The sequence below is a fragment of the Chromobacterium sp. HL1 genome, from assembly GCF_057418835.1.
In genome coordinates, this window is record NZ_CP162399.1 from 3,002,205 (window position 1) to 3,019,599 (window position 17,395).

General features: G+C 65.9%; 13 protein-coding genes and 12 tRNA genes. 19 read left to right on the forward strand and 6 right to left on the reverse strand.

The annotated features are described in order from the left end of the window. Positions 1 to 2 precede the first annotated feature (2 nt). From AB1Z25_RS13415 to AB1Z25_RS13425, 3 genes are read left to right on the forward strand one after another with little or no spacing between them, the layout of a single operon-like run. The gene (locus tag AB1Z25_RS13415) at positions 3 to 794 is read left to right on the forward strand and encodes an ABC transporter ATP-binding protein (protein WP_081545119.1); all 792 of its coding nucleotides are present in this window, start codon (positions 3 to 5) and stop codon (positions 792 to 794) included. A gap of 27 nt (positions 795 to 821) precedes the next feature. Then, the gene (locus AB1Z25_RS13420) at positions 822 to 2,660 is read left to right on the forward strand and encodes an ATP-binding protein (protein ID WP_486635450.1); all 1,839 of its coding nucleotides are present in this window, start codon (positions 822 to 824) and stop codon (positions 2,658 to 2,660) included. Next, on the forward strand, positions 2,657 to 4,000 hold the full coding sequence (locus AB1Z25_RS13425; protein ID WP_227107706.1) for a sigma-54-dependent transcriptional regulator: 1,344 nt from the start codon (positions 2,657 to 2,659) through the stop codon (positions 3,998 to 4,000). Before AB1Z25_RS13420 ends, AB1Z25_RS13425 begins: the two co-directional genes overlap by 4 nt. A gap of 186 nt (positions 4,001 to 4,186) precedes the next feature. Here the strand turns inward: AB1Z25_RS13425 and AB1Z25_RS13430 are convergent, their stop codons facing one another. The 4 genes from AB1Z25_RS13430 to AB1Z25_RS13445 all read right to left on the reverse strand — a co-directional run bounded on the left by AB1Z25_RS13430 (position 4,187) and on the right by AB1Z25_RS13445 (position 9,776). After that, positions 4,187 to 4,849, reverse strand: coding sequence for a DUF6348 family protein (locus AB1Z25_RS13430; RefSeq protein ID WP_486635451.1), 663 nt, complete (start codon positions 4,847 to 4,849; stop codon positions 4,187 to 4,189). A 53-nt stretch (positions 4,850 to 4,902) separates the two neighbouring features. Beyond that, positions 4,903 to 6,513 (reverse strand): methyl-accepting chemotaxis protein, encoded by a 1,611-nt coding sequence (locus AB1Z25_RS13435; RefSeq protein WP_107798672.1) that lies wholly within the window; start codon positions 6,511 to 6,513, stop codon positions 4,903 to 4,905. Between the two features lie 89 nt (positions 6,514 to 6,602). Then, complete coding sequence (locus tag AB1Z25_RS13440) at positions 6,603 to 8,369, reverse strand: ABC transporter transmembrane domain-containing protein (RefSeq protein WP_486635452.1); 1,767 nt, start codon at positions 8,367 to 8,369, stop codon at positions 6,603 to 6,605. A gap of 126 nt (positions 8,370 to 8,495) precedes the next feature. Next, on the reverse strand, positions 8,496 to 9,776 hold the full coding sequence (locus tag AB1Z25_RS13445) for an OmpP1/FadL family transporter (protein ID WP_486635453.1): 1,281 nt from the start codon (positions 9,774 to 9,776) through the stop codon (positions 8,496 to 8,498). Between the two features lie 245 nt (positions 9,777 to 10,021). Between AB1Z25_RS13445 and AB1Z25_RS13450 the strand changes: the two genes are divergently transcribed. From AB1Z25_RS13450 to AB1Z25_RS13460, 3 genes are all read left to right on the forward strand, one after another. Beyond that, on the forward strand, positions 10,022 to 10,579 hold the full coding sequence (locus AB1Z25_RS13450) for a peptidylprolyl isomerase (RefSeq protein ID WP_227107700.1): 558 nt from the start codon (positions 10,022 to 10,024) through the stop codon (positions 10,577 to 10,579). A gap of 65 nt (positions 10,580 to 10,644) precedes the next feature. Beyond that, positions 10,645 to 11,136, forward strand: a complete 492-nt coding sequence (locus tag AB1Z25_RS13455; RefSeq protein WP_107798668.1) for a peptidylprolyl isomerase — start codon at positions 10,645 to 10,647, stop codon at positions 11,134 to 11,136. 76 nt (positions 11,137 to 11,212) lie between these two features. Then, the gene (locus AB1Z25_RS13460; RefSeq protein WP_235087796.1) at positions 11,213 to 11,929 is read left to right on the forward strand and encodes a UDP-2,3-diacylglucosamine diphosphatase; all 717 of its coding nucleotides are present in this window, start codon (positions 11,213 to 11,215) and stop codon (positions 11,927 to 11,929) included. An 84-nt stretch (positions 11,930 to 12,013) separates the two neighbouring features. Here AB1Z25_RS13460 and tilS read toward each other — a convergent pair whose 3' ends face one another. After that, a complete protein-coding gene (tilS, locus tag AB1Z25_RS13465; RefSeq protein ID WP_486637349.1) occupies positions 12,014 to 13,270 on the reverse strand; it encodes a tRNA lysidine(34) synthetase TilS in 1,257 nt (418 codons plus the stop codon). A 61-nt stretch (positions 13,271 to 13,331) separates the two neighbouring features. Beyond that, the gene (locus AB1Z25_RS13470; protein WP_486635454.1) at positions 13,332 to 14,297 is read right to left on the reverse strand and encodes an acetyl-CoA carboxylase carboxyltransferase subunit alpha; all 966 of its coding nucleotides are present in this window, start codon (positions 14,295 to 14,297) and stop codon (positions 13,332 to 13,334) included. Between the two features lie 218 nt (positions 14,298 to 14,515). Here AB1Z25_RS13470 and AB1Z25_RS13475 point away from each other — a divergent pair. From AB1Z25_RS13475 to AB1Z25_RS13535, 13 genes are all read left to right on the forward strand, one after another. Then, positions 14,516 to 14,591, forward strand: a tRNA-Val gene (locus tag AB1Z25_RS13475). 13 nt (positions 14,592 to 14,604) lie between these two features. Next, positions 14,605 to 14,681 (forward strand) — tRNA-Asp (locus AB1Z25_RS13480). A 26-nt stretch (positions 14,682 to 14,707) separates the two neighbouring features. Then, positions 14,708 to 14,783, forward strand: a tRNA-Val gene (locus AB1Z25_RS13485). A gap of 11 nt (positions 14,784 to 14,794) precedes the next feature. After that, positions 14,795 to 14,871: transfer RNA gene (locus tag AB1Z25_RS13490), tRNA-Asp, on the forward strand. Between the two features lie 26 nt (positions 14,872 to 14,897). Beyond that, positions 14,898 to 14,973 (forward strand) — tRNA-Val (locus tag AB1Z25_RS13495). A gap of 10 nt (positions 14,974 to 14,983) precedes the next feature. Beyond that, positions 14,984 to 15,060 (forward strand) — tRNA-Asp (locus AB1Z25_RS13500). A gap of 27 nt (positions 15,061 to 15,087) precedes the next feature. After that, positions 15,088 to 15,163 (forward strand) — tRNA-Val (locus AB1Z25_RS13505). A gap of 11 nt (positions 15,164 to 15,174) precedes the next feature. Beyond that, positions 15,175 to 15,251 (forward strand) — tRNA-Asp (locus tag AB1Z25_RS13510). A gap of 26 nt (positions 15,252 to 15,277) precedes the next feature. Continuing rightward, positions 15,278 to 15,353: transfer RNA gene (locus AB1Z25_RS13515), tRNA-Val, on the forward strand. 13 nt (positions 15,354 to 15,366) lie between these two features. Beyond that, positions 15,367 to 15,443: transfer RNA gene (locus AB1Z25_RS13520), tRNA-Asp, on the forward strand. Between the two features lie 42 nt (positions 15,444 to 15,485). Further along, positions 15,486 to 15,562, forward strand: a tRNA-Val gene (locus tag AB1Z25_RS13525). Between the two features lie 6 nt (positions 15,563 to 15,568). Continuing rightward, positions 15,569 to 15,645: transfer RNA gene (locus AB1Z25_RS13530), tRNA-Asp, on the forward strand. Between the two features lie 188 nt (positions 15,646 to 15,833). Beyond that, positions 15,834 to 17,390, forward strand: coding sequence for a FecR family protein (locus AB1Z25_RS13535; RefSeq protein ID WP_253314152.1), 1,557 nt, complete (start codon positions 15,834 to 15,836; stop codon positions 17,388 to 17,390). The last annotated feature ends 5 nt before the right edge of the window (positions 17,391 to 17,395 follow it).

Consider the following 17,395-nt stretch of genomic DNA (forward strand, 5'->3'; position numbering starts at 1 on the left):
GCATGAGCGCCCAGATCGAAGTGCAACAGGTGCAAAAAGTATTCAAGACGCCGGGCGGCGACGTAATCGCCCTGCGCGACATCCAGCTGGACATCCAGCCCGGCGAGTTCGTCTGCCTGCTGGGCCCGTCCGGCTGCGGCAAATCCACGCTGCTCAACGCCATCGCCGGCTTCGCGCCGCCCAGCGGCGGCGAGATTCTGGTGGCCGGACAGCGCGTCGCCGCGCCCGGGCCGGACCGCGGCATGGTGTTTCAGGAGTACGCGCTGTTTCCGTGGATGACGGTGGAACAGAACATAGGCTTCGGCCTGGAAATCCAGAAACGCTCCCCGGCCGAGATCCGCGCCGCGGTGGAGCCGCTGCTGGACAAGCTGCACCTGCGCGACTTCCGCCACCGCTTCCCCAAGGACCTGTCCGGCGGCATGCGCCAGCGGGTGGCGATTGCGCGGGTGCTGGCGCTGGATTCGCCGGTGATGCTGATGGACGAGCCCTTCGGCGCGCTGGACGCGCTGACCCGGCGCTCCTTGCAGGACGAGCTGCTGCGCATCTGGCAGGAAAGCGGCAAGACCATCATCTTCGTCACCCACAGCATCGAGGAATCCATCTACCTGGCGGACCGGGTGGTGGTGATGACCTACCGCCCCGGCACCATCAAGCGCGACGTGCGGGTGGAGCTGCCGCGCCCGCGCGACCCCAGCGCGCCGGGCTTCAACGATCTGAAACGGGAGCTGACCCGGCTGGTGATGGAGGAACATTCACGCCACGAAGCCGCGGAACTGCAAGCTGCGGTAGACTGAGGCATCGCCGATTTCCGATCCGCCGCCATGCTCGCACGCGCGTTGCGTTTCCTGCTGAAAAGCCTGCCCTCCCTCTTCTTGCTGGCCTTGGCGCTGGGCGGCGGCTGGGTCTTGGCCAGCCGCATGCTGCTGACCGAAGCGGAGCGCGAGGGCCGGCATCGGGCGGAGATGCACGCCGCCAACCTCGGCGCCACGCTGGAGCAATACCGCTATCTGCCCTATGTGCTGGCGCTGAACCAGGACATCCTCAACCTGCTGGCGGACCCGCGCAATCCGCGGCGGGTGGAGGCGTTGAACCGCTATCTGGAACAGGTGAACCGGCAGTCGCGCACCTCGGCGCTGTTCATCGTCAACGTGGACGGCATCGCGCTGGCGTCCAGCAACTGGATGTCGCCGTACAGCTTCGTCGGCAACAGCTACGCCTTCCGCCCCTATTTTCAGCAGGCGCTGGCCGGCCGGTCCGGCAGCTTTTACGGCATAGGCAGCACCAGCCGCGAGCCGGGCTATTTTCTGTCCTGGCCGGTCTTGTCCGGCCGCCGCGTCGTGGGCGTGGCGGTGGTCAAGGTCAGCCTGGCGCCGCTGGAGGAAGCCTGGCGCAAGGGCGCGGAGCCGGTCTTGGTCAGCGACCGCCACGGCGTGGCCTTTCTCAGCGCCAATCCGGACTGGAAGTTCGCCACCTGGCAGCCGCTGCCGCCGGCGGTGCGCCGCCAGATCGACGCCACCCGCCAATACCTGGGCGCCAAACTGCATCCCTTCGCGCTGCTGCAACCGCACGCAGGCTGGCGCGAGCAAGCCTGGCTGGCGCCGGACAGCGAGCGCAAGCTGCTGGCCGGCCGCTATCTGCAAATCCGCCAGACCTTGCCGCAAACCGGCTGGACGCTGACCTTGCTGGTGGACATGCACGGCCGCAACCTCACCTTGCTGGCCATCATGAGCACGCTGCTGGCCAGCGGCCTGGGCCTGCTGACGCTGTGGCATTACCGGCGGCTGCGGCTGAGCCGGCTGCGGGAGCAATTGGCGGCGCAACAGGCTTTGCAGCAGGCCCACGACCAGCTGGAGCGCAAAGTGGCGGAACGCACCCGCGATCTGGCGCTGAGCAACACCCAGCTGTCGGCGGAAATCCGCGAGCGCATCCAGACGGAAAACAGCCTGCGCATCACCCGCGGCCAATTGGCCGAAGCCAGCAAGCTGGCGGCGCTGGGCCAGATGGCGGCCGGGGTCGCCCATGAAATCAACCAGCCGCTGGCGGCGCTGCGCGCCTTCGCCGACAACGCGGTGACCCTGTTGCAGCGCGGCCGCCCGGACGACGCCAGCGACAATCTGGGCCAGATTTCCCAGTTGGTGGAGCGCATCGCCCACATCACCCGGGATCTGAAAACCTTCGCCCGCCGCCACCGCGGCCCGCTGGGCCAGACCAATCCGCTCGCCGCGCTGCGCGACACGCTGACCTTGCTGCAGCCGGCGCTGCGCGAGGCCCGGGTGGAGTTGGAGCTGGACCTGCCACCGCGCTGTCCCGACATCGCCTGCGACGCCATCGGCCTGGAGCAGGTGTTCACCAATCTGCTGGGCAACGCCATAGACGCGATGCGGCAGCAAGGGCGAGGCCGGCTGGAGATCAGCCTGCTGCACAAGGCGGGCATGCTGGAATTCCGCCTGCGCGACCACGGCCCCGGCATCGCCGACGCCGATCTGCCGCATCTGTTCGAGCCCTTTTACAGCACCAAGCCGCGCGGCCAGGGCCTGGGCCTGGGGCTGGCCATCGTGCAGGAAATCGTCGAACAGTCCGGCGGCCACATCGAAGCCTGCAACCACCCGGACGGCGGCGCCCGCTTCATCATCAACTGGCCTTGCGAGTCCGCCTCATGAAACCCTCCCCCAACGTCCGCGCGGGCGTGATCTACGTTGAAGACGACCCGGCCGTGCGCATGGCCACGCTGCAATCGCTGGAATTGGCCGGCCTGCCGGTGCAGGCCTACGCCGACGCCGAAAGCGCGCTGACCGCGCTGAGGCGCGACGAGCGCGCCGTCCTGCTCAGCGATGTGCGCCTGCCCGGCCTCAGCGGCCTGGAGCTGATGGAACAGGCGCTGAACCAGGACCGGGAACTGCCGGTGATCCTGGTCACCGGCCACGGCGACATCGCGATGGCGGTGGCGGCCACCCGCGCCGGCGCCTACGACTTCATCGAAAAGCCCTATGCGCCGGGCCGGCTGATCGAAACGGTGCAACGCGCGCTGGACAAGCGCCGGCTGACGCTGGAAAACCGCGAACTGCGCGCCAGCCTGGCGCGCAGCAACGGACCGGTGCTGATCGGCCATAGCCCGGCCATGCAGGCGCTGCGCGAGACGCTGGCCAATGTCGCCGATACCGACGCCGACGTGCTGATCCACGGCGAAACCGGCACCGGCAAGGAAATGGTGGCGCAGGCGCTGCACGCCTGGAGCCGTCGCCGCGAGCGTCATTTCGTGCCGCTGAACTGCGCCGGCCTGCCGGAATCCATTTTCGAGAGCGAAATTTTCGGCCACGAGGCCGGCGCCTTCACCGGCGCGCTCAAGCGCCGCATCGGCAAGATAGAGTACGCCAGCGGCGGCACCCTCTTCCTCGACGAAATCGAAGGCATGCCGCTGGCCTTGCAGGCCAAGCTCCTGCGGGTGTTGCAACAGCGGGTGGTGGAAAGACTGGGCTCCAACAGCCTGATCCCGGTGGACTGCCGGGTGGTGGCCGCCACCAAGGACGATCTGGCCCTGGCCAGCCGGGAGCGGCGCTTCCGCGAAGACTTGTATTACCGGCTCAATGTGGTGTCGCTGCGGCTGCCGCCGCTGCGCGAACGGCGCGAGGACATCCCGGACTTGTTCCAATGGTTCGTGGAGCAAGCGGCGGCGCGCTTCGACCGACCGGCGCCGGACACGCCGCCGGCGCTATTGGGCCGCCTGCAGGCGCAGACCTGGCCGGGCAATGTGCGCGAGCTGCGCAACGCGGCGGAGCGCTATGTGCTGGGCGTGGCGCCGGACGACGGCGAAGCCGCGGCCTACGCACCCAGCGCGCTGGACGCGAGGGTGGACGCCTACGAGAAGCAATTGATCGAGCAGGCGCTGCTGCGCACCCAGGGCCAGGTGATGCAGGCGGCGGAGCTGCTGGGCATTCCGCGCAAGACCCTGTACAACAAGTTCGCCAAGCACGGCATAGACCCGGACGGCTACCGCGCCTGAAGGACCGGCTTACGGTCTCGCGAGCACCAGCGCGGCCGCCTCAGAAGCTGTTTACGATCTCGCGAGCTAGGGCGAGACAAGGCGAAAACGAGCGAAAAAGCGGAATGTACTCGTGGTCCATGAGCATTTTGAGCGGGTACTCACCGTGCAGGGCTTCACGACGCGCAGCAGATCGTAAACAGGTTCTCACACCGCGCGCAGCAGCATGAAATGGCGCAGGCTGTAATAACCCTGCGCCGCCGGCCACGGCAAGGCGCCCAACAGGCTCAGGCCCGCTTCCCAGCGTTGATTGTCCAGCAGCGCCTCGGAGACGAACTCGCCGTTCAGATTGCAGAAGAACAGCCGGGTCCAATGCGCGTCGCCGGACAGCGTTTCCGCGCGCAGCGCGGCGGTGGCCTGGCGGAACAGCACCTCGAACAAGGCTTGCTCCAGCCGATCGGCGCCGCCGCGCAGGCCGAAATTGCCGATATAGGCCATATAGTCGCGGCCGGCGATTTCCCAGCGCCGTTCGGTGACTTGCGCTTCGTCGCGGACGCCCCACAGGCCGGCCAGCAACACGTGCAGCACATTGGCGCTGAAATTTTCCAGCGCGTCGTTCAGCCCTTCCCGGCCCGCGCCCAGGCCGGCGAAGCTTTCCATCAAGCGGATGTCGTTTTCCAACAGCACGTGGATGTCCAGCCGGCCGTTGTTCTCGCCCGGCGTCCAGTGAGCGCCTATGGCCGGCAGTTGGCCCTGCGGCAGCAGCCAGCCCTTGGCCTCCTGGCAGGGCAGGCCGTGGGCGGCCAATAATTGCGCCAGCAGCGGCGTGGGGTCGAGCGCGGCTTGGGCTTCCGGAACGTGGGCAGACAAGATGGCCATCCTTTTGATTTGATCGCGAGGCCGGCAGTGTACCACCGCCCGCCTCACAGCCTGAAGCTGGCCGCCGCCTGCCGCAGTCCGGCGGCCAGCGTCTCCAGCGCTTCCACCTCGGCCTCGGCCGCCAGGGCGGTGGCGCGGGTCTGTCCGGCCAGGCCGGCCACCTGCTCCATATTGCCGGCCACCTCGCGGTTGGCCTCGGCCTGCGCCGCGGCGGCGCCGGCCACCGCGCGGATATTGTCGCGCGCGGACTGCGCGCCGCCGCGGATGCGCTGCAAGGCGTCCGCGGCCTGCCGGGCCATGGCCACGCCGCTGTCCACCCGCGGCCCCACCTCGCCCATGCTGGCCACAACGGAATCGGTGTCCGCCTGAATCGCCTGGATGGTGGCGGCGATCTGGCGCGTGGCCTCGCCGCTGCGGTCGGCCAGCTTGCGCACCTCGTCCGCCACCACCGCGAAGCCGCGGCCCAGTTCGCCGGCGCGCGCGGCTTCAATCGCCGCGTTCAGCGCCAAGAGATTGGTCTGGTCGGCGATGTCCTTGATCACCGCGGCGGTGACGTCGATCGCGCGGCAGCGCTCGGCCAGTTCGCCTATGCAGCCGGAGGCCGCCGCCACCTGGCCGGACACCGCCTGGATCTCCTCGGCCGCGCGGCGCACCAGGCCTTCGCCCTCGTCCGCCAGCGCGCAGGCGTTGGCGGAGTCCGACTCGCTCTCCGCGCTGCGGCGCGACACCTCCGCCACGCCGTCCAGCATGCCGGCGGTGGTTTCCGCGGCGCCGGCGCTGGCCGCCGCCGATTGCTCCACCTGGCCGTGAATCTGCTGCATGCGTCCGGACAAACCGCCCACCGAACGCTCCAGCTGCGCGGAACCGTCCTGCAGACGTTCGATCAGCTGGCGCAAGCTGCGCTGCATGCCGGCGAAGGCGTCCATCAGGCTGCCCTCGCTCGGCGCGCGCTCCAATGTCTGGCTCAGATCGCCGGCCGCCATCGCCCGCGCCGTCGCCGCGGCCGCCTCCGCCTCGCCGCCGATCAAGCGGAAAATGGACGCGGCCACGCGCCAGGCCAGCAGCGTCACCACCGCCAACACCGCCAGGCCGATGCCGGAGAGCTTGAGCGCCAGGCCGTTGAACTGGCTTTCCACATCGTCCATGAACACGCCTGTGCCTATGGTCCAGTTCCAGTCCGGTATCCGCATCACCGCATTGAGTTTGGGCAGCACCTCGTTGCCGTTGGGCCGCTTGGTGCGCACCAGCGCAAAGCCGAAATCGCCGTTCGACAGCGCGTCGCGGTAGGCCTGCACCAGGGTGCGGCCGTCCGGCAGCTTGCCGCCGGTGTCCCGCTTGCCCAGCTTGCGCCGGTCCGGGTGCACCAGCACCAGGTCCGACGCGTCGCGCGCGAACACGTAGTTGCCCTTGTCGCGCAGTCCGGACATCGCTTCGACCGCGCGCCGCTGCGCCTCCTCGCGCTTGAGCTTGCCGCTTTGCTCCTGCTTCTGGTACATCGCCACCTGCTGGCCCGCCAGGTGCACCAGGCTGCCGATCTGCGCCTTGCGGTCCTCCAGCAGAGTGGAACGCAAGGTGTGCAAGGCGAATCCGGCCACCACGCACAGGCCCAGCCCGGCGCACAACACCACGCCCCCCAAACGGACAGCCAGTTTCATGTCTTCGCTCCATCACGGGTCTCGGCGCCGCGCGGCGGCCGTTCATCCATGGAGCATAGACTATTCATTATGCTTAAGCGGACGCTGCCTCAACCCTCCCCGCCGGCGAACTGCAAGGCCGCCAGCCGCGCGTACAAGGGCGAGTCGGCCAACAGGCTCTGGTGACTGCCTTCGGCCACGATGCGGCCCTGGTCCAGCACCACGATGCGGTCCGCCTGCTTGACCGTGGCCAGCCGGTGGGCGATCACCAGGGTGGTGCGGTTTTGCGCGGCGCGCTCCAGCGCCTGCTGCACCAGTTGTTCCGACTCCGCGTCCAGCGCGCTGGTGGCTTCGTCCAGCAGCAGCAAAGGCGGGTTCTTCAGGATGGCGCGGGCGATGGCGATGCGTTGGCGCTGGCCGCCGGACAGGCGCACGCCGCGTTCGCCCAGATAGGTGTCGTAGCCCTGCGGCAACTTCTCGATGAAGCCGTCGGCGGCGGCGGCGCGGGCCGCGGCCCGCACCTCCTCGTCGCTGGCCTCGGGTTTGCCGTAGCGGATGTTCTCCAGCGCGCTGGCGCCGAAGATCACCGAATCCTGCAAGACCACGCCCACATGGCCGCGCAAATCGGCGAAGGACAGCTCGCGCACGTCCACGCCGCCCAATAGCAATTGGCCTTGCTGCGGATCGTAAAAACGCAGCAAGAGCTGGAACAAGGTGGACTTGCCGGCGCCGGACGGCCCCACCAGCGCCACGTGCTCGCCGGGGCGCACGCTGAGCCGGATGCCGCTGAGCGAAGGCTGGCCGGGGCGGGACGGATAGGCGAAATCGACGTCGCGCAACGCCAGGCCGGCGGGCCCGGCCGGCAAGGCGCGCGGCGCGGCCGGCTCCGTCACCGGCGAACGCAGGGACAGCAGCTCCATCAGACGCTCGGTGGCGCCGGCCGCGCGCTGCACATCGCCCCACACCTCCGCCAGCGCGCCGATGGCGCCGGCGGTCACCACCGCGTACAGGATGAACTGGCCCAGCTGGCCGGCGCTCATCGCGCCCTCCAGCACCGCGTGCGCGCCCAGCCACAAGACGAAGACAATGGCGCCGAAGATCAGCAGGATCACCGCCACCGTCAACCAGGAGCGCGCGCGGATGCGCGCCAGCGCGGCGTCGAAACCCGTCTCCACCGAAGCGCCGAAGCGCCGGCTCTCCCGCGCCTGCTGATTAAAGGCCTGCACCGTGGGAATGGCGTTCAGGGTTTCGCCGGCAATGGCGCTGGAATCCGCGATGCGGTCCTGGCTGGAACGGGACAAGGTCCGCACCCGGCGGCCGAAAACCACGATGGGCAAGACCACCAGCAACAGCGTCACCAGGATGTAGGCGGTCAGACTGGGGCTGGTGGCCATCAGCATGGCCAGGCCGCCCAGCATCAGCAGCGCATTGCGCAGCCCCATGGACAGGCTGGTGCCGATCACGGTCTGCACCAGGGTGGTGTCGGTGGTCAGCCGGGACAGCACCTCGCCGGTCTGGGTGACTTCAAAGTATTCCGGGCTGACCCGGATCACATGCTGGTACACCGCGCGGCGGATGTCGGCGGTGACGCGTTCGCCCAGCCAGGACACGCAATAAAAACGCAGCGCGGTGGCCAGGGCCAACACCGCCGCCACGCCGAACAGGCCGAGGAAATAGCGGTTGATGTCCACCGCCGCGCGCTGGCTGAAACCATGGTCGATCAGAAAGCGAAACGCCACCGGCAGCAACAGAGTGGCGGCGGCGGCCACGATCAGGGCCAGCAAGGCCAGCCAGGCGCGCAGCCGGTACGGACGCAGATAAGGCAACAGGCCGGCCAGCGGGCTCAGCCGCAGCCATGGGGAGGGGGCAACGGACATGGGAATGGACGCTCAGAGAAACACAGCGCCCTACTCTAGCCTGCCGCCGGACAAACCGCACCCCCGGATATGAAAAAACCGCCGCGGGCGAAGCCGGCGGCGGCGGGACGGTCAGGCTTGCCTGAATCAGAACTTGTACTGCATCTGCACGCCCAGCAAGTGGCCGCGAATGGAGCTGTAAGAACCTTGCAGCGTGTCGATGTTGTTCCGAGGACTCTTAGCGGTATGGTTGACGTCGCGGTCGCCCACGCCCATCAGATAGGTGTAGCCGGCATCCACGGTCAGCTGCTTGCTGGCCTTGTAGCTGGCGCCCAGGCTCAGCCAGACGCGGTCGGTGTCCGGAATCAGCGGATTGCGGTAGCTGGCGTTACGCACCGGGCTGGTTTCGTAGCCCACGCCGCTGCGCAGCGTCAGTTGCTCGTTGAAGTTGTAGTCGGCGCCCACCGAGAACAGCCAGCTGGCCTTCCAGTGATTGTCGATCACGGTTTCAGCCATCGGATTGCCCTTGATCACCAGCTGATCGAAGCGGCTCCAGTTGGTCCAGCGCGCGGTGGCGCTCAGCGCCCACTTGCTGTTCAGACGGCTGAAACCGGACAACAGCAGCGATTCCGGCGTGGTGACGTCGGCGGCGCCGGCATACACGCCATCCAACTTGGGCAAGCCAGGGACACCAAGACGATCAAACCCGCTCGCGGTATAGTCGCCGCGCGCCTTATGGTGCAGCTTGGAGCGATAGGACAGGCCAACGCGATTGTCCTGGTTGAACGCGTACATCAGGCCCAGATTGTAGCCGTAGGCCCAGCTGTCGGCGTCGATCTCGCCGGTGGCGCCCGGGAAGAAGGCGCCCTGCTTCAGATCGGCCTTGGCGTACTGCGCCGACACGCCGGCGCCGAAGCTCCACTTGTCGTCCAGCTTGTAGGCGAAGGACGGGTTGAAGTCCACGGTCATGATGGAACTGGAAATGCCGTGGTTGCGGCCCACCCAGTTGTCGTCATAGCTGGCGCCGAGGCCGAAGGGCACGGTGATGCCCAGGCCCAGGCGGGCGCGTTCGCTCAACTGATGCACCAGATAGGCGTTGGGGATGAATTCGGCCTTGGCGCGGCCGTTGTCGCTGCCCTGGCGCGCGGCCGGGAAACCGCCCTTGCCTTCGAACGGCGCGTCGATTTCGGCGTAGGTGAAGCCGCCCTGCACCTGAGTGCCTTCAATCAAGGTCATGCCGGCCGGGTTGTAGAAGACGGCGGACAGGTCGTCGCCCACCAAGCCGGCGCCGGCGTGGGCGCGGCCCAGGCCGGCCACGCTTTGCTCGGACAATTGGAAGCCGGCGGCCTGAGCCAGCGGCGCGGCGACCAACAGGCCGGCCACCAGCGCGGGAATGAGGCGAACAGCGGAAGGTGCGAATGCTTTCATTTTTTATATCTACCCCGGCGGCGGCTGCCGCCTTTTGTTATTGGAAACCGAGCTTGCGTGCGAAAATATGCCATCCAAATAGATAGCGATCACACAATTTTTAGGGGGTGGAGTCTAAATACTATTTTTTAAAAAAACAAGAAGTCCGCCTTAGGCTAAAAGCATAAGACAGCCGCGCCATGCGCTGAATCAAAAGGCTGTGCTAATATTGGCGGCTCCTCATAACCCTGTTGAATAAAGCAACCATGAAACGAATGCTGAGCATGCTGGCGTTGAGCGCGCTGCCCGCCGTGGCCCTGGCCTCGCCGACAGTGGAAATGACCACGAACAAGGGCAATATCGAGATTGCGCTGGACTCGGCCAAAGCCCCCAAGACCGTGGAAAACTTCGTCGCCTACGCCAAGGCCGGCCACTACAACGGCACCGTGTTCCACCGCGTGATCGACGGCTTCATGATCCAGGGCGGCGGCTTCGACACCAAGCTGAACCAGAAGCCCACCCGCGCCGCCATCGCCAACGAGGCGAGCAACGGCCTGAAGAACGGCATAGGCACCATCGCCATGGCCCGCACCGCGGACCCGAATTCCGCCACCGCCCAGTTCTTCATCAATGTGGCCAACAACGACTTCCTCGACTATAAATCCCCGACGCCCCAGGGCGCCGGCTATGCGGTGTTCGGCAAAGTGACCCGCGGCATGGACGTGGTCAACCGCATCGCCAAGACCCGCACCGGCAGCATGAACGGCATGGGCGACGTGCCGTTCGAGCCCATCGTGATCCAGAAAGTCACCATCAAGCCTTAAGCTTTTCTACAACCTCTTTCATACCGGCAGGCCCCACGCGGCCTGCCCGTCATCAAGGAAACACCATGATCAAACTGACCACCAACTTCGGCGCCATCGTGCTGGAACTGTTCGCCGACAAGGCCCCGAAAACCGCCGCCAACTTTGAAGAGTACGTAAAAAGCGGCCATTACGACGGCACCATCTTCCACCGCGTGATCAACGGCTTCATGATCCAGGGCGGCGGCTTCACCGCCGACATGTCGCAAAAGCCGACCAACGCGCCGATCGAGAACGAGGCCAATAACGGCCTGGCCAACAAGGCCTACACCGTGGCCATGGCCCGCACCATGGACCCGCACTCGGCCTCCGCCCAGTTCTTCATCAATGTGTCCGACAACGACTTCCTGGATTTCAAATCGGAAAGCGCCCAAGGCTGGGGCTACGCCGTGTTTGGCCAGGTTGTGGAAGGCCAGGACGTAGTGGACAGCATCAAGGCGGTGCGCACCGGTCGCAGCGGCCCGCATCAGGACGTGCCGGCGGAAGCCGTGGTGATCGAGAAAGCCGAAATCATTTGATTCGCCGACGCCGCGCGACGCGCGGCGCGCTTCCAGCCCGGCCGTCCGGCCGGGCTTCAACTCATCCGCACGCGACATGGCCATTCACTTCATTTCCGATCTGCACCTGGCGGACGACACTCCGGCGCTGAACCGCTTGTTTCTGGACACGCTGCAAGCCTGGCAAGGCCGGATCGACGCGCTCTACATCCTGGGCGATCTGTTCGAATACTGGGTGGGCGACGACGACGATTCGCCGTTCCTGGAAACGCCGCTGGCCGCGATGCGCGCCTTCGCCGCCGCCACGCCGCTGTACGTGATGCACGGCAACCGCGATTTCCTGCTGGGCGAGGGCTTCTGTCTGCGCAGCGGCGCGCGGCTGCTGGACGATCCAAGCTTGATCGAGGCCCATGGCCGCCGCTGCCTGCTCAGCCACGGCGACGCGCTGTGCACCGGCGACGCCGCCTATCAGCAGTTTCGAGCCGTCAGCCGCAACCCGCAGTGGCAGCGGGCGATGCTGGCGCGGCCGCTGGCAGAGCGCCACGCGATCGCGCGTCAGGCGCGCCAGCAAAGCGAGATGAGCAAACAACAGAACGGCCTGAGCGAGATTTCGGACGTCGCCGCCGACGCGGTCGAGGCGCTGCTGGCCGCCCACGACTGGCCGACGCTGATCCACGGCCATACCCACCGCCCCGCGGCCCACCGACACGGCGCCTCCGAGCGTTGGGTGATCCAGGACTGGCACGGGAACCAGGGCGGCTATCTGCGCCTGGACGATGCGGGCATCGTCAGCCTGCCGCTGAACGCCGCCTGAGAATTTGCGCAAAGTCCGCTGCGCATCGCGAGACATGAGATTGCAAATGCAAAACGCCTGCCGGATCGGCAGGCGTTTTTCACGTCAGCGCGGCTCCGCCGACAGCGGCCGCCACAGCGGCCACCAGCCCGGCCCGCAGGCCAGTTCGGCGTCCACCGTCACGCCGGGCAGCGCCAGCACGCGCCCGTCGGCGTCGCACAACAGCGGCCAGCGCTCGCGCAAGGGCGGCGCGATGCCGGACTCCTGCAGAAAGTTCTTCACCGGCTTGCGCCCCATCCCGGCCGCCAGCCGCTCGCCGCCCTCGCGCGGCCGCAGGCTCAAACCCCGCGCCAAGGCCTCCGCCGGCAGGCCGCGCGGCCGCCACTCCCAGCTCAGCGTTCCGCCCCACTCTTGCACCAGGCGTTCCGCCGCAGGCTCCACCGCCCCCAGCGACACGGCCGCCGGCGCCGGCAGCGCCGGCAAGGCGAACAGGCCGTCGCGATAACGGTATAACAGGCCCCGCGCCAGACTCAGCCGCGGACAGCTGGCGGCGCCGGCCTCCAGCGCCTGGCGCTGGAACTCCGCCAGCGCGTCCGGCTCCGGCGCCGGCCAGGCCAGACCGCGCAGCCAGGCCAGCAGGCATTGGCGTTGCCTGGCCGCGGACAAGCCGCGCCAGCGAGTCAGGTCCAGGCCGCCTTCGCGCCGGCAAGCGGCCAGATCCTGCGCCGCCACCTCGTCCAGCACCGCGGCGGCGTCCGCCAGCAAGCCGGCCGATCGCGTCAGATGCCGGCGATAATCCGGCAGCGCCGCCTCCAGCTGCGGCAGCAGCCGCTGACGCAGCAGATTGCGCCGCCAGCGCTCGTCCTGATTGCTCTCGTCCTCCACCCAGCTCAGGCCCTGCGCCTGAACGAACGCCTCCAGCTGCCGCCGGCGCAAACCCAGCAAGGGCCGCCACAGCCAGGGCCCGTCCGCGTCCAGATTGCGCAAGGCCGGCATCGCCGCCAGAGCGCGCGCGCCGCCGCCGCGCAGCAATTGCAGCAGCACGGTTTCCGCCTGATCGTCCAGGTGATGCGCCAAAACCACCACGCCGGCGGCGGAACGCCGATACGCCTGGTAGCGCGCCTCGCGGGCCACCGCTTCCAGACTGTCGCCGCCGCTCAGGACCAGCTTTACCCGCTCCACCCGCAAAGACGCGCCCAGCGACGCGCACAAGGCGCGACAGTGCTCGGCCCAGGCGTCGGCGTTCGGGCTCAGCCCGTGGTGCACATGCACCGCGCGGATCTCCAGCTCCGGACGGCGCTCCCGCGCGCGGCACAGCAGCGCCAGCAGCGCCACCGAATCCAGGCCGCCGCTCAAGCCCACCTCAAAAGCACATTGGCCGGACAATTCGTCCGGCCAATGGCTTAACAGAGATTCGAGCGGGTCAGGCTGCGGCTTCCTTGAAGCGGCCATAACTCATCAATCTGTCGAAACGGGTTTTCAGCAACTCGTCGATCGGCTTGCCGGTCAAGTCTTTCAACTCTTCCTGCAGCACGCGCTTCAGCGTCGCCATCATCTGAGCGTGATCGCGATGCGCGCCGCCCACCGGCTCGTTGACCACGCGGTCGATCAAGCCCAGCGTCTTCAGGCGCGGCGCGGTGATGCCCAGGGCTTCCGCGGCGTCGGACGCGCGCTCGGCGGTCTTCCATAAGATGGAGGCGCAGCCTTCCGGCGAAATCACCGAGTAGGTGGCGTATTGCAGCATATTGACGCAATCGCCCACCGCGATGGCCAAGGCGCCGCCGGAGCCGCCCTCCCCGATCACCGTGACGATGATGGGCACGCGCAAACGCGTCATCTCATAGAGATTGCGGCCAATGGCCTCGGACTGCCCGCGCTCCTCGGCGCCGATACCGGGCCAGGCGCCGGTGGTATCGACCAAGGTGATCACCGGAATGCCGAACTTCTCGGCCAGCTTCATCAGGCGCAAGGCCTTGCGATAGCCTTCCGGATGCGGCATGCCGAAGTTGCGGCGGATCTTTTCCTTGGTGTCGCGGCCCTTCTGCTGGCCAATGACCATCACCGACTGGCCATTGAAACGCGCCAGACCGCCAACGATGGCCGCATCGTCGGCGTAAGCGCGGTCGCCGTGCAGCTCTTCGAAGTCGGTGAAAATACTCTCTATATAGTCGAGCGCGTAGGGGCGCTGCGGATGGCGCGCCACCAAGGCGATTTGAGACGGCGTCAGCTTGGCGTAGAGGGACTTGGTCAAGTCCTGGCTCTTCTTCTGCAGGCGCGCGATCTCCTCGGAGATGTCCAGCACGGAATCGTCCTGAACATAGCGAAGTTCTTCTATTTTGTTCTCGAGCTCGGCAATAGGCTGCTCAAAATCGAGAAAGGTCGGCTTCATTCGTAACGTCATCCGATAAATAGCTAATGGCGGCATGATACCTTAGCGGCAAAGTCGGCGTCACCTTTCTGTCTGACAAAAACATTAAATTTTGGAGCATTTATTCGAAATTGCCGCCGGTTGCAAAAATTTGCGGGTAGACCACTTGCGCAAGCTTAAACCCTGTGTTTTAATTCGCCTCCTCGCTGAAACGCAAACGCAGCAGCGAAAAGGATTCAGGGCGTTTAGCTCAGTTGGTAGAGCGTCTGCCTTACAAGCAGAATGTCGGCGGTTCGACTCCGTCAACGCCCACCAAAGTTTTGCGGTTGGAGTGGTAGTTCAGTTGGTTAGAATACCGGCCTGTCACGCCGGGGGTCGCGGGTTCGAGTCCCGTCCACTCCGCCAACAGTATAAAAGCAGTACCCGGATTCGGGCGTTTAGCTCAGTTGGTAGAGCGTCTGCCTTACAAGCAGAATGTCGGCGGTTCGACTCCGTCAACGCCCACCAAAGTTTCGGTTGGAGTGGTAGTTCAGTTGGTTAGAATACCGGCCTGTCACGCCGGGGGTCGCGGGTTCGAGTCCCGTCCACTCCGCCAACAGTATTGAAGCAGTACCCGGATTCGGGCGTTTAGCTCAGTTGGTAGAGCGTCTGCCTTACAAGCAGAATGTCGGCGGTTCGACTCCGTCAACGCCCACCAAGTTTCGGTTGGAGTGGTAGTTCAGTTGGTTAGAATACCGGCCTGTCACGCCGGGGGTCGCGGGTTCGAGTCCCGTCCACTCCGCCAACAGTATTGAAAGCAGTACCCGGATTCGGGCGTTTAGCTCAGTTGGTAGAGCGTCTGCCTTACAAGCAGAATGTCGGCGGTTCGACTCCGTCAACGCCCACCAAAGTTTCGGTTGGAGTGGTAGTTCAGTTGGTTAGAATACCGGCCTGTCACGCCGGGGGTCGCGGGTTCGAGTCCCGTCCACTCCGCCAACAGTATTGAAGCAGTACCCGGATTCGGGCGTTTAGCTCAGTTGGTAGAGCGTCTGCCTTACAAGCAGAATGTCGGCGGTTCGACTCCGTCAACGCCCACCAAAGTTTTACGGTTGGAGTGGTAGTTCAGTTGGTTAGAATACCGGCCTGTCACGCCGGGGGTCGCGGGTTCGAGTCCCGTCCACTCCGCCAACAGCATTGCATAGCAGTATCCGGAAACGGAGCAACAGTTTCGGGCGGTTAGTCTCAGTTGGTAGAGCACTGCCTTCACACGGCAGGGGTCGCTGGTTCGAGTCCAGTACCGCCCACCATTTGCTGGAGTGGTAGTTCAGTTGGTTAGAATACCGGCCTGTCACGCCGGGGGTCGCGGGTTCGAGTCCCGTCCACTCCGCCAAGCATTGCAAAAAAGCAGCCTTTAGGCTGCTTTTTTGCATTTTGCGTCGCATATTTCAAGCAAGCATTCGCATATCGCCCAACTTAGGACAAACAACTACCATTCTATTGCTTATCAGCTTGCAATGCGTCTGGGCTGCGGTGATACTTTTGGTTGACTTTCTGCATTCCATATAAAGAGATTCAACTATGCGCAATTTAATCCTGGCGGCTGGCTGCTTCGCCAGCACACTGGCCCTGGCGGGCGATCCCGCCGACAAGGCCATCTGGGAATATACGGTCAAAAACGGCGACAATCTGTGGTCGCTGGCGGCCGAGCATCTGTCGTCTCCCGCTTATGTGCCGAAGCTGCAAGCCAGAAATCGCATCGCCAACCCCTATCGGCTGATCCCCGGCAGCATCCTGCGGGTCCCCTACCCCTGGATCCGGCAGGCGCAATCCGACGCCACCCTGGAGGACATGGCCGGCGAATCCGCCGCGGCCGACGCCAAGGGCAAGCCGCTGGATCTGGCGGTGGGCAAGAAATACCCCAAAGGCACCCGCTTCACGACCGGCAACGACGCCATGATCAAATTGCGCTTCGTCGACGGCTCCTCGCTGGTGATCAACGCCAATACCGATCTGAGCCTGCAAACCCAGGTCTATTACCCCAGCACCGGGGCGATCCAGTCCCAGATCAAGCTGAACAACGGCAGCACCGGCAATTCGGTGATTCCCAACATCCTGATGCCCAGCCGCTACGAGATCCGCACCCCGTCGGCGGTCACCACCGTGCGCGGCACGGAATTCCGCGTCAACGCCGCCGGCGGCGAAGACACCTTGGCGGAAGTGCTCAAAGGCAGCGTGGAGGTCAAGGGCCGTCGCAGCAAGGTGGACGTGCCCGCCGGTTTCGGCACCTTGTCCAGCCGTAAAAGCGGGCCAAGCAAGCCGGAAGAACTGCCGCCGCCGCCGGACCTGTCCACCGTGGCGGACAATAGCCAGTTCAACCCGCCGCCGCTGGAGTGGCAGCGCGACGAACGCGCCGCTTCCTACCGCGTGACCTTGAGCGGCAAGAAGCGCCTGGCCGAGCGCCAGTTGCAGGCGCCGCGTTACTATCCGCGCCTGCCGGGCAACGGCGACTACGTGCTGCACGTCCGCGCCAAGAACCGCTCCGGACTGGAAGGCTACGACAGCACGCGCAGCTTCAAGCTGCAAGCCTACCCGCTGCCGCCGCTGTTGTTCACCCATGCGGACGGCGTCCAGCTGCGCGGCAAATCCCTGACCTTGCGGGTGGACGCCAGCGCGGAACGGCCGCTGCGGCTGCAGATTTCGCGTCAGCCGGATTTCGCCCAGCCGCTGCTGGAACAGAGCGTGGCCGAGGCCGAGTTCAAAACCGAGTTGCCGGAATCCGGCATCTGGTACTGGAGGCTGGCGCGGCTGGACGCGCAAGGCCGGCCGGGCCCTTTCTCCGCCGCGCAAAAAGTGGAGACCAAGGGCTGGCTCAGCCGCCTGGACAAAACCACCCCGGTGCTGGCGGCCCGCCCCTATCCCGTCGCCCGCGCGCGCTACACCCTGACGCTGACCGCGGCCCAGGCCGCCAACGCGCAGCCGTTCTCGCTGAGCAGCGATAAGCCGCAATGGGAGCTGAAGGCGCTGGAAGCCTTGCCGGCCGGGCAATACAAGGCAAGCGTCAAGATCGAGGGAGAACACGGCTACTTGGCGACGGAAGAGCAAGAAATGCTCACTCTTCCCGGAAAACTTCCCTAGAATGG

Bases quoted from the DNA above. Each gene is read 5' to 3' on its own strand.
- AB1Z25_RS13415 (WP_081545119.1), top strand. From the start codon at position 3: ATGAGCGCCCAGATCGAAGTGCAACAGGTGCAAAAAGTATTCAAGACG.
- AB1Z25_RS13420 (WP_486635450.1), top strand. From the start codon at position 822: ATGCTCGCACGCGCGTTGCGTTTCCTGCTGAAAAGCCTGCCCTCCCTC.
- AB1Z25_RS13425 (WP_227107706.1), top strand. From the start codon at position 2,657: ATGAAACCCTCCCCCAACGTCCGCGCGGGCGTGATCTACGTTGAAGAC.
- AB1Z25_RS13435 (WP_107798672.1), bottom strand. From the start codon at position 6,513: ATGAAACTGGCTGTCCGTTTGGGGGGCGTGGTGTTGTGCGCCGGGCTG.
- AB1Z25_RS13440 (WP_486635452.1), bottom strand. From the start codon at position 8,369: ATGTCCGTTGCCCCCTCCCCATGGCTGCGGCTGAGCCCGCTGGCCGGC.
- AB1Z25_RS13445 (WP_486635453.1), bottom strand. From the start codon at position 9,776: ATGAAAGCATTCGCACCTTCCGCTGTTCGCCTCATTCCCGCGCTGGTG.
- AB1Z25_RS13450 (WP_227107700.1), top strand. From the start codon at position 10,022: ATGAAACGAATGCTGAGCATGCTGGCGTTGAGCGCGCTGCCCGCCGTG.
- AB1Z25_RS13455 (WP_107798668.1), top strand. From the start codon at position 10,645: ATGATCAAACTGACCACCAACTTCGGCGCCATCGTGCTGGAACTGTTC.
- AB1Z25_RS13460 (WP_235087796.1), top strand. From the start codon at position 11,213: ATGGCCATTCACTTCATTTCCGATCTGCACCTGGCGGACGACACTCCG.
- AB1Z25_RS13470 (WP_486635454.1), bottom strand. From the start codon at position 14,297: ATGAAGCCGACCTTTCTCGATTTTGAGCAGCCTATTGCCGAGCTCGAG.
- AB1Z25_RS13535 (WP_253314152.1), top strand. From the start codon at position 15,834: ATGCGCAATTTAATCCTGGCGGCTGGCTGCTTCGCCAGCACACTGGCC.